Source organism: Phenylobacterium sp. (assembly GCF_025351295.1).
In the GTDB taxonomy this organism is placed as follows: domain Bacteria; phylum Pseudomonadota; class Alphaproteobacteria; order Caulobacterales; family Caulobacteraceae; genus Phenylobacterium.
Map to the genome: position 1 here is coordinate 1 of NZ_JANXWD010000038.1, position 11,899 is coordinate 11,899.

The 11,899-nt window shown below is 70.2% G+C and carries 10 protein-coding genes; 5 read left to right on the plus strand and 5 right to left on the minus strand.

What is annotated here, in order from left to right; genetic code table 11:
* On the plus strand, positions 1-1,176 hold a 1,176-nt coding region (locus Q0R13_RS05695), incomplete at its 5' end, for a DUF6596 domain-containing protein (protein ID WP_293900778.1).
* A 6-nt stretch (positions 1,177-1,182) separates the two neighbouring features.
* Here Q0R13_RS05695 and Q0R13_RS05700 read toward each other — a convergent pair.
* Positions 1,183-1,548, minus strand: coding sequence for a helix-turn-helix transcriptional regulator (locus Q0R13_RS05700; protein WP_293900781.1), 366 nt, complete (start codon positions 1,546-1,548; stop codon positions 1,183-1,185).
* 204 nt (positions 1,549-1,752) lie between these two features.
* On the minus strand, positions 1,753-2,295 hold the full coding sequence (locus Q0R13_RS05705; protein ID WP_293900783.1) for a hypothetical protein: 543 nt from the start codon (positions 2,293-2,295) through the stop codon (positions 1,753-1,755).
* A 441-nt stretch (positions 2,296-2,736) separates the two neighbouring features.
* Here Q0R13_RS05705 and Q0R13_RS05710 point away from each other — a divergent pair, with 441 nt between their 5' ends.
* Together Q0R13_RS05710 and Q0R13_RS05715 are read left to right on the plus strand one after the other, a co-directional pair.
* Positions 2,737-4,512 carry an AMP-binding protein gene (locus Q0R13_RS05710; RefSeq protein WP_293900786.1) on the plus strand — a complete coding sequence of 592 codons (1,776 nt, stop codon included), beginning with the start codon at positions 2,737-2,739 and terminating at the stop codon, positions 4,510-4,512.
* Positions 4,512-6,053: an acetolactate synthase large subunit gene (locus tag Q0R13_RS05715; RefSeq protein WP_293900789.1), complete on the plus strand. Its 1,542-nt coding sequence runs from the start codon at positions 4,512-4,514 to the stop codon at positions 6,051-6,053. Before Q0R13_RS05710 ends, Q0R13_RS05715 begins: the two co-directional genes overlap by 1 nt.
* 102 nt (positions 6,054-6,155) lie before the next feature.
* On the opposite strand, the gene Q0R13_RS05720 is transcribed toward Q0R13_RS05715, so the two are convergent.
* Positions 6,156-7,448 (minus strand): hypothetical protein, encoded by a 1,293-nt coding sequence (locus Q0R13_RS05720; RefSeq protein ID WP_293900792.1) that lies wholly within the window; start codon positions 7,446-7,448, stop codon positions 6,156-6,158.
* A 317-nt stretch (positions 7,449-7,765) separates the two neighbouring features.
* Between Q0R13_RS05720 and Q0R13_RS05725 the strand changes: the two genes are divergently transcribed.
* Positions 7,766-8,353 carry a hypothetical protein gene (locus Q0R13_RS05725; protein WP_293900795.1) on the plus strand — a complete coding sequence of 196 codons (588 nt, stop codon included), beginning with the start codon at positions 7,766-7,768 and terminating at the stop codon, positions 8,351-8,353.
* Here the strand turns inward: Q0R13_RS05725 and Q0R13_RS05730 are convergent.
* Entirely contained in the window at positions 8,350-8,931 is a 582-nt protein-coding gene (locus Q0R13_RS05730; RefSeq protein ID WP_293900798.1) for an acyloxyacyl hydrolase, read from the minus strand. The genes Q0R13_RS05725 and Q0R13_RS05730 overlap by 4 nt on opposite strands.
* Positions 8,932-8,993: 62 nt before the next feature.
* On the minus strand, positions 8,994-10,013 hold the full coding sequence (locus Q0R13_RS05735; protein WP_293900801.1) for a calcium-binding protein: 1,020 nt from the start codon (positions 10,011-10,013) through the stop codon (positions 8,994-8,996).
* 192 nt (positions 10,014-10,205) lie between these two features.
* On the opposite strand from Q0R13_RS05735, the gene Q0R13_RS05740 reads away from it, so the two are divergent.
* Positions 10,206-11,897 (plus strand): DUF1800 domain-containing protein, encoded by a 1,692-nt coding sequence (locus Q0R13_RS05740; RefSeq protein ID WP_293900804.1) that lies wholly within the window; start codon positions 10,206-10,208, stop codon positions 11,895-11,897.
* The last annotated feature ends 2 nt before the right edge of the window (positions 11,898-11,899 follow it).

Below are 11,899 nucleotides of genomic sequence, written 5' to 3' on the forward strand. Positions count from 1 at the left end.
GTCGCCGCGCTGGCCGCGCGGCTGCGCGACCTGGACCTGGCCGAGGACGCCTTCGCCGACGCCAGCGCCGCCGCCCTTGTCGCCTGGCCGAACCAGCCGCCGCGCGACCCGGCCGCCTGGCTGTGGCGCGCGGCGCTGCGGCGCGCCATCGATGCGAAGCGCCGCGCCGCCGTGCGCACCCGCGCCCAGCTCGATCCGCCCGACCCCCTGCCCACGCCCGAGGAGGCGCTGATGGCCGCGGACGATCCGATCCCCGACGAGCGGCTGAAGCTGATCTTCGTGTGCTGCCATCCCGCCATTGCCCCGGACTCACGGGCCGCCCTGACCCTGAAGGTGGTCTGCGGCCTCTCCACGCCGCGTCTGGCCCGCGCCTTCTTCGTCGCCGAGCCGGCCATGCTGCAGCGGATCACGCGGGCCAAGAAGAAGATCGCCGCCGCCGGCGTGCCCTTCGAGGTCCCGGGCCGCGAGGCATGGCCCGACCGGCTGGAAGCGGTGCTGACCACCCTGGAGATCGCCTACGCCCAGGCCTATGAGGACGCCGCCCTGGCCGACGAGACCGCCGGCTTCGCCGCCGAGGTCCTGCGCCTCTCCGGACTGCTGGCCGAGCTCATGCCGGCCGAACCCGAGGTGTTGGGCCTGGCCGCCCTGGTCCGGCTGGCCGAGGCGCGGCGCCCCGCCCGCCTGGACGACGCCGGCGCCATGGTTCCGCCGCCCGAGCAGGACACCGCCCTGTGGCGCCCCGACCTGATCGCCGAAGCCGCCGCCCTCCTGGAGCGCGCCGCCGCCCTGAGCCACAGCGGCCCGCGCCAGATCCTTGCCACTATCCATGCGGCGCATTGCAGCCGCGCCGAGACCGGCATCACCCCCTGGCCCGATATCGCCGCCCTCTATGACATCCTGGTCGAGCTCCGCCCCCACGCCGCCGCCGCCGTCAATCGCGCCGTCGCCCTCGGCGAGGCCCACGGGCCCGAAGCCGGCCTCGCCGCGCTCCGCGCCATCCAGGGGGTCGAAGCCTGGCTGCCCTACCAGGCGGCGCTGGCCGGGCTCTCGATCATGGCCGGAGACCGCGCCACCGCCAGACTGGCCTGGCGCGCCGCGCTCGCGCTCAATCCCGCGCCGGCTGAACGGCTCTACCTCGAGCGTCAACTCGCCCTCAGGGCGGCGGCGCCCTGCTGAACTCGCTCAGTGACGCGCCAGCCGGGCGAGCCGCCGACAGAGGTCGCTTTGGCCCGTCGCGCCCGTCTTGGCGTAGATGTGGACCAAGTGGCTCCGGATCGTCGGCATGGCGACCTTCAGGCGTTCCGCCACCTTGGCCGGCTCCAGGCCTTCGAACAGCGCCGCCGCCACCCGGATTTCAGCCGGGGTCAGGTCGAACAGGTCCCGCAGCATCGGTTCCGAAAGCTCGCCGTGGGCGTCCTGGTCGGCGATGCTCACCAGGACGGCCGGCCCGTCCGTGATCGGCCAGGCGTGGCGGGCGGCGAGCGGCGCGACCTCGATGAACAGCCGCTGTTGTCCCCCCGCGGCGGCCAGGCCCATGGACCCGCCCATGCGCCGGTCGGCATCCCCGGCCCGATCGATCAGCCGCTGCAGGCACTGGGTGTCGCCGTGCGCGGGCGCAGGTGAGGCGGTCCCCCCGCACCCCCACGCCCCGCCCGCGCGCGATCAGACGATGTCCTGCCGCATTCATGTGCCGGACCACACCCGCGCGGTTCAGCAGGAACAGGCTGTTGGGGCTTCTGTCGACGAGCTCCGCTAGGCTCTCCCCACGCTGCGGGCGCCCGAAACCGTGCGGGCCAGCCGCATCGCCCGGGTCATATGCGGATCCAGCGACATGCAGAGCGCCAGGTCGTCGCCGGTGAAGGGCCCTTGTTTCTCGGACCGATAGATATCCACGCCGGTCCAGTGGGAATTCACGCTGGCGAATCCGATGGAGACATCGGAGTAGATGTCGAATTTCTTATAGAAATCATTGTAGTACGCGGTTCGGACGAAGTCTTCCTTGGGCAGCCAGTCGATGTCGCGCTTGTATCCCGGATACCATTTGGACTGGGCGAGCTGGTCCAAAGGCGTCTTCAGCGGATTCTGCGTCGTGAACTGGCGGAAGTTGGCTTCCAGAACCGAGGCGTCGAGGTGTCCGGCGACCACGGTCCCCGCCTCGGTGAACAGGTCGTAGGACCGCAGCACCGCATCGTGTCCGCCAGCCAGTTCGGCGAAACGCCGCAGCAGGCGGGGCCACAGGGTGGCGTCGACCGCGGCTTCATAGAGGTCGTCCAGAAAGGCTTCGCGGCTTGTCATGACGCCCACCGAGTCTTGCCATCAAGGTGAGCGGGTCGAACCCACACCCGCGATCATCATCGGCACAGGGCCGATAGACCTCAAGCCACTTCGCCCTGGAGGCGAACCCGCGGGGTTGAACGGGCGTGAGCCAACCCGCCGCCGGCCCGCGAAAATCACCTGGTCTCATCCAGGTGGATGACGCGGCCCACCGCTGGCCCATGCGACACGGCTTGAGGGCCCGTGGACCACTGCGGGCCGGATTCTGCCGTGCGCGAGGTTTGCCGCGGCGGGTTGTTCGCGTGGAGTCGTCGAAAATGAAGTCAGGTACGCCATCGATCGCCGCTGGCCGGATCGGCCGCGCTTTCGCCCTCGCCGTCCTCGCCAGCGGTCTCTCGGCGGCTGAGCCCGCGCGGCGCGGGGACTTCCCTTTCTGGCCGCGCGCCCGTAACCCTCGCGGTCATGGACGCCGAGCGCCGCCCCTCGACTGCCCCGTTCCGGGACCCGCGCTATGCGCCGCGCCGGCTGGACGTCATCGAGCGGCCCGGCGGCGAGGTGATTCTTTCCAACCCCGCGACGTTCTCGACCGCGTTCCAGACGACGATCGCCCCGCTCGCCCATTGGGCGGCCGCGGCGCCGGACCGCGTCTGGCTGGCCGAACGCTCCGGCCACGGCTGGCGGACCCTGACCTACGCGGAGGGGTGGCAGCGGGTCTGCGCGCTGGCCGCCGGCCTGCGCAGCCTGGGCGTGGTCGGCGATCGGCCGCTGCTGATCCTGGCGCGCAACAACATCGACCACGCCCTCATCGCCTACGCCGCCATGGGCCAGGGCATGCCGGTGGCGCCGGTCTCGCCCCAGTACGGGATGCCGGGCGCCAACCTCGCGCGCCTGACCCACGCCTGCCAGGTGCTGAGCCCCGCGGCGGTCTACACCGAGGATGCGGCGCTGTTCGCCGAGGGCCTGGGCGCCGAGATCCTGGCCGGCCTGCCGGTGATCGCCGCCGCCAACCCGCGGCCGGGCGATATCGCCCTGGCGCGCCTCTACGACGCGGGTTCGGCCGAGCCGACGGCCCAGCCCGACCAGCACGCCAAGTACCTGCTGACCTCTGGCTCGACGGGCCTGCCCAAGGCGGTGATCTGCCTGCACCGGAACATGGCCTGCAACGCCGCCCAGATCACTGCGGTGTTCGACGATCCGGACCCGCCGGTGCTTGTGCACTCCGCGCCCTGGAGCCACTCCTTGGGCGCCAACGCCATCCTGCATTACGGTCTGCACCGCGGCGCCACGCTCTACATCGACGCGGGCCAGCCGACGGCCGCGCGGTTCGGCGAAACGGTGCGGAACCTCAAAAAGATTTCGCCGACCTACCAGAACATGGTGCCGGCAGCCTGGATGCTGTTCGCCGAGGCGCTGGAACAGGATGAGGCCCTGGCCCGCACCTTCTTCGCCCGGGTGCGCCTGCTGCAGTACGGCGGCGCGGCGCTTGGCCAGGCCTATGCGGACCGCATCCAGGCGGTGGCCGTGCGCACGGTCGGCGAGCGCATCTCGTTCGGGTCAGGCTATGGCGCCACCGAGACCGGGCCCACCGCCTCCAACGTGCACTGGCCCAACACCCGGATGGGCCTGATGGGACTTCCTCTGCCCGGGACCTCGGTGCGCCTGCTGCCCGAGGCCGGCAAGATGGAGTTCCGGGTGAAGGGGCCGCAGATCGCGCCGGGCTACCTGAACCAGCCGGAGTTGTCCGCCGCCGCCTTCGACGATGAGGGGTTCTACCGCCTGGGGGACGCGGCGCGCTTCGCCGACCCGGCCGACCCCCATGCGGGCCTGGTGTTCGACGGCCGCATCTCCGAGAACTTCAAGCTGGCCTCCGGCACCTTTGTCATGGTCGGCGACCTCAGGATCAGCGCCCTCAACGCCATCGGCAGCGCGGCCACCGATGCGGTCGTGTGCGGCGAGAACGGGGATCAGGTCGGCTTGCTGCTCTATCCCAACCCGACGATGCCGCGCGCCGAGATCGACGCCGCCGTCCGCGCCGGGCTCGCGGCCTTCAACGCCAGGGCCCAGGGTAGCGGCGGCAGGGTCGCCCGCGCCCTCATGCTGCCGGACGCCCCCGACCCTGCCTCGGGCGAGATCACCGACAAGGGCTACATCGCCCAGAGCCTCGCCCGCAGCCGCCGAGCCGACGCCGTCGAGCGCCTGTTCGCCGATCCCCCCTCTCCTGACGTGATGGTGTTCTGATGAACGGCGCCGACGCCCTGATCGCGACCCTGGTGGCCAATGAGGTCACTGCCTGTTTCGCCAACCCCGGCACCTCCGAGATGCAGTTCGTGGCCGCCCTTGACGGCGTGCCGGCCATGCGCCCGGTGCTGTGCCAGTTCGAAGGGGTGGCCACCGGCGCCGCCGACGGCTACGGCCGCATGGCCGGCAAGCCCGCCTGCACCCTGCTGCACCTGGGGCCCGGCTACGGCAACGGCGTCGCCAACCTGCACAATGCGCGGCGCGCCTACACCCCGATCGTAAACGTGGTGGGCGACCACGCCACCTATCACCGCCAGTACGACGCGCCGCTGAACTCCGACATCGCCACCCTGGTGAAGCCCAACTCGATCTGGGCGAAGTCGGCGGACAGCCCCGACAGCGTGGCCGGCCTCGCCGCCGAGGCGGTCGCCGCCAGCTATGGACCGCCGGGCGGCCCGGTCAGCCTGATCCTGCCGGCCGACAGCGCCTGGCTGCCAGCTCAGGGCGAACCCGTCATCGCCCAGACACCCGTGCGGCCCGCGCCGGCCGCCGCCGCCATCGAGGCCGCCGCCAAGGCGATCAAGGCCGCCAGGAATCCCGTGGTGCTGATCGGCGGCCAGGCCTGCCTCGCGGCCGGGGTCCGGGAAGCCGCCCGCCTGCAGGCCGTGGGCGTCACCGTCTACAGCGACACCTTCATCGCCCGCACGCCGCGCGGCGCCGGCGCCTTCGCGCCCAAGCGCATGCAGTACTTCGGCGAGATGGCCCTGGCCGAGCTCCAGGGCGTCGATCTGATGGTCTATGCCGGCACCGCCATGCCGGTGGCCTTCTTCGCCTATCCGAACCGCCCCAGCGTGCTGGTCCCGGAAGGCTGCGCCAGCCTGACCCTGGTCGAGCGTAGCGAGGACTCGGTCGCCGGCCTCGCCGCCCTGGCCGACGCCCTGGGCGCGCCCAAGGAAGGCCCCACCCAGGCGCTGGCCCTGCCGGACGCCGCCCCGACCGGCAAGCTGACCGCCTATACGGTCGGCGCCTCCATCGCCCGGCACATGCCGGAGGGCGCCATCGTCTGCGACGACGCCGTGACCTCCGGCGCGGGGGTCGCCGCGGCGGCCGCGACCGCACGGCCGCACGAGGTGCTGGCACTGACTGGCGGCGCGATCGGCATCGGCCTGCCGCTGGCCATCGGCGCGGCGGTGGCGGCGCCGAACCGCAAGGTGCTATCGCTCAACGGCGACGGGTCGGCGATGTACACGATCCAGGCGCTGTGGACGATGGCGCGGGAGAACCTCGACATCACCGTCGTGATCTTCGCCAACTATACCTACCGGATCCTCAACATCGAGATGCAGCGCACCGGCGCCGGCGACGCCGGCCCCTCGGCCCGCAAGCTGCTGGAGCTGGGCGACCCCAACATCGACTTCGTCTCGGTGGCCAAGGGCCTGGGCCTCCCGGCGGTCAGCTGCTCAACCGCCGAGGCCTTCGAAACCGCCTTCGCCGGCGCCATGGCCCAGCGCGGCCCCATGTTCATCGAGGCGAAGATTTAGGTCGGGCGACGCGCACAGGCGCGCCAGCAACGCTTTGGGTGGCGCAACGAAAAGGCCCGCGGATCGCTCCGCGGGCCCTCAGGTCCAACCCGGACTGGAGGTCTAGATGTTGCCCGGCAGCTTGCAGCCACCGGCCAGCGCGCAGCCGGTGACGGCGATGGGGCTGACGGTGGGTTGGCTCTGGTATTCGACCATGTAGCCCTTCAGCTTGTCAGCGCAGGCCACTTCGACATAAGTCGTGCCCTTGTCCGTCTTGCCGACCAGGCGGCTGTTGGAGACGACGCAGGTCGTGTCCGCCTTGAACTTTTTCAGGTCTGCGGTGAGCGCGCCCAGGCCGCCGTCCTTGCTCATCGAGCACTTGAAACCGGCCACCGGGGCGTGGCCGCAGTCCAGCACCATGCTGCCCTTGCCACCGGACTTGAAGACGCCGATGGCGCCCGAACCGTCCTTGCACACCAGCTCGACGTCTTCCTCGCCGGGCTTCGGCGGGAACAGGGCATATTTGTCGACGTCGCAGCTGCCGCCCGCGGCCTTGGCCAGCTTGGTGTAGAGGCCGGCCTGTTCGGTCAGCGCCGCGCGCGCGTCGGTCAGTTCGCAGCCGCCCAGGATCTGGGTGGCCTTGGCGCACTCATAGGATTCCTTCAGGGCGCCGGTGTTGTCGGCCTTGTAGATGTAGCCCTTCCCGTCCTGGCAGGAGGCTTCGTAGTAGGTCGAGCCGTCCTTCGACATGCCGACGAACCGCCGGTCCTTCACGGCGCAGCCGTTGTTTGCGGCGACGGCGATCTTGTCGATCAACGCCAGACGCGTGGCCTTGTCGCTGAGGTTGCATTTGATGTTGGTTTCGGCGTCGTCGTACATCAGGCAGTTCTGGGCCTGTAGCGGCTTGGCGCTGTCGAACGGCACGCTCCCGAGCAGGATGTAGCCGGCGCCGCTCTGGCAGACGACTTCCATGTAGGTGTTCGCCTTGGTCTGGCCGATGCCGCGCGCCTGGGTCGGCACGCAGTCCACGCCGGACGCCTTCATCATCGGACCCAGCAGGGCCTTCGGCTCGGCGTTGCCGCTGAGCAGGCAAGGGGCCGACGCCGGCTGGCCGGGGGCCGGCGGCGTGTTGGCCTCGATGCAGCTGTAGGCGGTGGGCGTCCCGGCCTCGGGCGCTTGCAGCACATAGCCCATCATGCCCGCGCCGCAGGCCACTTCGTAATAGGATTGCTTGGCCTTCTTATCCTCGCCGATCAGGCGAGCATCGGAGACCTGGCAGGGCAGGCCCGCGGCCGTGACGACGGCCGGCGCCTTGGCCATGCCCGCCTTGCGCGCTTCCGCGGAGACCGCCGGCGCGGGCGGCTTGTCCTTCGCCATCGCCGAGGCCGGAACCATCAGGATGGCTAGCATCGCCATGGCCAGCCGAAGGGCTCCCAAGCCGCTTACTTTGGGCGTCTTCACCGTTGTCTTCTCCTGGACCTGATTCTTGCGGTCTCGGCCCTGCGGCCGTGACTTTGCGCGCACATAGACGCTGCGATGCCGCGGCGGTCAAGATGTAGGGCGATGCAGGCTGAAGTGTGAAATAGTTCCAAAGGCTTAGCTTGAGCCTCAGGATCTAATACCCCGGTCGCGCGAGTCGCCGTCTCAGCTGCGGCAAGCATGGTCCCGGCGCCCGTAACGGAAACCCGATGGCCATACTCGCGCCAGACTTCCGGCTCTGTTAGCGATCCGATATGACCCTGTCCCGATCCGCTCTCCTGCTGCCGGCCGCCCTGCTGTGCCTGGCCGCCGCGCCCGCGCCGAAGACACCACCCGCCAGACCCGCGGCCGCGAAGGCGGTGACCGCGAAGGCCGCCCCCGCGCCTGCCAAGCCCCCGGCGACCACCACCGCCGGGACCTTCGACGCCACCAACCCCCAGGGCCTGATGTCGATCCTCGACGCGGCCGGCGCCAAGGCCCAGACCAGCCGCCGCGAGGACGATGCGGTGTTCGTGGCGGTTACCTCCTCGGCCGCGACGTTCTCGATGCAGTTCGCCGGCTGCAATCCACAGGGACGCGCCTGTGGCGCCGTACTCCTGGACCACGCCCAGGGGTCGGCCACCGTGACCGGCGCTCAGGTCAACGGTTTCAACCAGACCTCGGTGATGTGCCGCGTCTACCAGGACCGGGCCGGCCAGGCGCATGTGGTCTATTCGGCGATCCTGCTGAAGAGCATGACCCGCGACGACGTCGCGACCCACCTGCTGGCCTGGCAGGGCTGCCTCGCCGACGCCGCGGACTTCCTGCGCGACCCGGTCGCCTATCTGGCCAACGCGGTCTAGCGATCCAGGCCATAGCGATAGACCAGCCGCAGGCCGACGTCGGCGACGCCGGGGTTGTAGTGGCCGGCCAGTCGGGCGTGGCTCAGGTGGATCCAGGAGGCCTCGACCGAGATCCGCGGCGTCGCCTTCCAGCCCACCGAAAGCTCCGGCTCGAACAGCACTCGCGACCCCAGGTCGAGTTTCGTCTTGAAGTCGTGCAGCCGGTTCAGGCGCTCCTGGGGGCTGAGTCCCGGCTCGTCCGGGGATGGCAGGTTGACCGGGCCGTCCTGGATCGCCACCCCGATCCCCGGCTGGATGTAGATCCGCTCGGTCAGCCTGAAGCGCCAGGACAGGCCGCTGGCCACATAGTCGGTCCCGCCCGCGGAGTTGACGCCGATCAGCAGGTGCACACGCGGCTTGCCGAGGAACGCCAGTTCGTCCAGCGCGGTGGTGCGGACGCCGGCGACGATCTGGGCGCCTTTCTCGAAGCGGCCATAGGAAATCCCGTCGTCCACGTCGTGATAGTAGCCGCCGAGGAACACCTCGCCGGCCCGCGCCGAGCCGGCCGCCAGGGCGGTCGCCGCGGCGATGACGATCAAAGCTGAACTGGGCAGAGCCGAACAGGGCGGAGCTGAGCGGGCCAGGGCGATCTCTCCCGCGCCTAGGCGATGAAGATGCTGCTGGAGAGCAGGCTGGACATCGACACGCCGACCAGCACCACCTGGCCCGCGCTCATGGTGATGATCGTGTCGGCGCCCACCTGGGCCACGCTGTAGGTCGTGCCGGGGTCGAGTTGCACCCGGTCTCCCTCAGCGAGGCTGAAATCCAGCACCCGGTCGATGCCCGCGTCGCTCGAGGAATGGAAGATGTCGGCCCCGGCGCCGCCGATCATGGTGTCGTCGCCGCGGTCGCCGGAGACGAAGTCGGCGCCGTCCCCGCCGGAGAGCGTGTCGTTCCCCTGGCCACCGCGCACGATGTCGTTCCCGGCGCCGCCGTTGCAGGTGTCGTCGCCCAGGTTGCCGTAGACGAAATCGGCGCCGTCGTCGCCGAACAGCAGGTCGCTGTCCTTGCCGCCGACGCAATAGTCGTCGCCCGGTCCGGTCGAGATCGTGTCGTTGCCCATGTTGCCATTGGCGTCGTCGAAGCCGACCCCGCCGACGATGCTGTCGTCGCCCTCCTCGCCGCGCAGGTAGTTGACGCCCGTCGGGTCGGAAATGGTGTCGTTGCCGACCCCGCCGGCGACGCTGTCGTTGCCGTCGCCGCTGTCCAGGTCGTCCGAGCCCGCGCCGCCGACCATGCTGTCGTCGCCCGCGAAGCCGCGCAGGCGGTCGTCGAAGGCCGAGCCGGTCATCGAGTCCGAGCCGGAGAAGATCCCCGACTCGGCCGAGGCGTTGTCGTCGGCGATCACCCAGCCGCGAAAGGTCGCCGCCGCGAGGTGCAGGCCGTCGATGTCATAGACCCGCGCGCCGCCCTCGTTGACGACGATCCGGTTGATGGTCCCGGCAGTGGGCGGACCGCCTGCGCCAAACTGGAAATCCACGCCGAAGATCGAGGTGGAGATCCCGCCGACCGTCAGGCCCGAGGAGGTCGGCGTAGTCCCGAACGGCGCGCCGCCGATCAGCGGGCCGATATCGAGCAGGTCGAAATCGACGCCGACGTCCCCGGCAGTGAAGGTGGCCATGCCGCGTTCCCCTGACGCGGCGATGTTACCCGGACCGGGCCGGCGTACAATCGCAACCGCCAGCACACGTGCAACGCGTGTAAATATGTCGCGGGGGTTGTGGGTCGCGGGGACGACGGATCGGATAGACATGCGACGTGCAAGTGGACAAGCTCCGGATAACGCGAGGAGCGTCCAAGACTGGGGGACTAGATGCCGCGCACCCCGCGCTGGCTGGGTGTCCTGGCTGCCCTGGCGCTCGCCAGCTGCAGCGGGGCCCGAGGAACCGGAAGCAGCAGCGGCGGCGCAGCGCCGACCGCCGCCGAGGCCGCACGCTTCCTGACCCAGGCCACCTACGGCGCCACCGACCCCACCATCGGCCAGGTTCGCGCCAGCGGCTATTCCGCCTGGATCGACCAGCAGATCGTCATGCCGGCGCCGGCCAGCCACCAGTCAGACGTCGAGGCGCGACTGGTGGCGCTGAAGGCCGTCAATCCGATGGCGACCCTCAACCCGGTGGACTTCTACTATTCGTACTGGGATCAGGCGGTCACCGGGCCCGACCAGCTGCGGCAACGGATGAAGCTGGCGCTGTCCGAGATCTTCGTGGTCTCGCTGACGGACACCAACGTCGATCCGCGCGGGGCGGCGGCCTACTACGACATGCTGGGCGCCAACGCCTTTGGCAACTTCCGGACCCTGCTCGAGCAGGTGACCCTGCACCCGATGATGGGGGTCTACCTGACCTGGCTGGGCAACCAGAAGGAGGACCTGGCCACCGGCGCCCATCCGGACGAGAACTACGCCCGCGAGGTCATGCAACTGATGACGATCGGCCTCTATCAGCTGAACCTGGACGGCACGGTGAAGACCGACCCGTCCGGCCGGCCGCTGCCCACCTACACCGCCGACGACATCAGCGGACTGGCCAAGGTGTTCACCGGCTACAGCTACTATTCGCCGACCCCCACCAACGGCACCTTCCGGGGCGGGGCCAAGAACGTCGACGCCACGGTGCGTTCGATGATCCCCTATCCGAACTTCCACTCGCTCAGCGGCAAGACCTTCCTGGGCACGACCATCCCCGCCTCGACGGTCTCCAATCCGGCCGGCGACCTGAAGATCGCCCTGGACACCCTGTTCAACGACCCGAACGTCGGGCCCTTCGTCTCCCGGCAGCTGATCCAGCGGCTGGTGACCAGCAATCCCAGCCCCGCCTACGTCGGCCGGGTGGCGGCGGTGTTCAACGACAACGGCAAGGGCGTGCGGGGTGACATGTCGGCGGTGGTCCGGGCGATCCTGCTGGACGACGAGGCGCGCAGCGCCACCACGGCCGGCGGCCTCAACTTCGGCAAGCTGCGTGAGCCGATGGTGCGGGTGACCAACTGGGCCCGGGCGTTCGGGGCGACCTCGCAGAGCGGCGAGTGGCTGATCGCCTCGACCAGCGCCAACACCTCGCTCAGCCAGTCGGCGCTGACCGCGCCGTCGGTGTTCAACTTCTTCCGGCCCGGCTACTCGCCGCCCAACACCCGCGTCGGAACCGCCGGCCTGCTGGCCCCGGAATTCCAGATCGTCGACGAGGTCACGGTCGCCGGCTACCTCAACACCATGCAGACGACCATCGACACCGGGATCGGCAACGCCACCGGCGGGGTCCGCGACGTGCGCGCCGCCTATCCCGCGGAGATCGCCATCGCCAACGACACCGGCGCCCTGGCCGACCGGATGAACCTGCTGCTGCTCAATGGCCGGATGTCGGCGACGCTGCGTGGCCGCATCGTCGAGGCCGTGGGGGCGATCGCCGTGCCGGCCAGCGGCACGGCGGTGAACGCGGCGCTGCTCAACCGCGCCAAGCTGGCGGTGTTCATGACCATGGCCTCCTCCGAATACCTGGTGCAGCGATGAGC

Excerpts from the sequence above, each read along its gene's own strand:
- Q0R13_RS05720 (WP_293900792.1), bottom strand. The coding sequence starts at position 7,448 with ATGGCGATGCTAGCCATCCTGATGGTTCCGGCCTCGGCGATGGCGAAG.
- Q0R13_RS05705 (WP_293900783.1), bottom strand. The coding sequence starts at position 2,295 with ATGACAAGCCGCGAAGCCTTTCTGGACGACCTCTATGAAGCCGCGGTC.
- Q0R13_RS05725 (WP_293900795.1), top strand. The coding sequence starts at position 7,766 with ATGACCCTGTCCCGATCCGCTCTCCTGCTGCCGGCCGCCCTGCTGTGC.
- Q0R13_RS05740 (WP_293900804.1), top strand. The coding sequence starts at position 10,206 with ATGCCGCGCACCCCGCGCTGGCTGGGTGTCCTGGCTGCCCTGGCGCTC.
- Q0R13_RS05735 (WP_293900801.1), bottom strand. The coding sequence starts at position 10,013 with ATGGCCACCTTCACTGCCGGGGACGTCGGCGTCGATTTCGACCTGCTC.
- Q0R13_RS05710 (WP_293900786.1), top strand. The coding sequence starts at position 2,737 with ATGGACGCCGAGCGCCGCCCCTCGACTGCCCCGTTCCGGGACCCGCGC.
- Q0R13_RS05700 (WP_293900781.1), bottom strand. The coding sequence starts at position 1,548 with ATGGGCGGGTCCATGGGCCTGGCCGCCGCGGGGGGACAACAGCGGCTG.
- Q0R13_RS05715 (WP_293900789.1), top strand. The coding sequence starts at position 4,512 with ATGAACGGCGCCGACGCCCTGATCGCGACCCTGGTGGCCAATGAGGTC.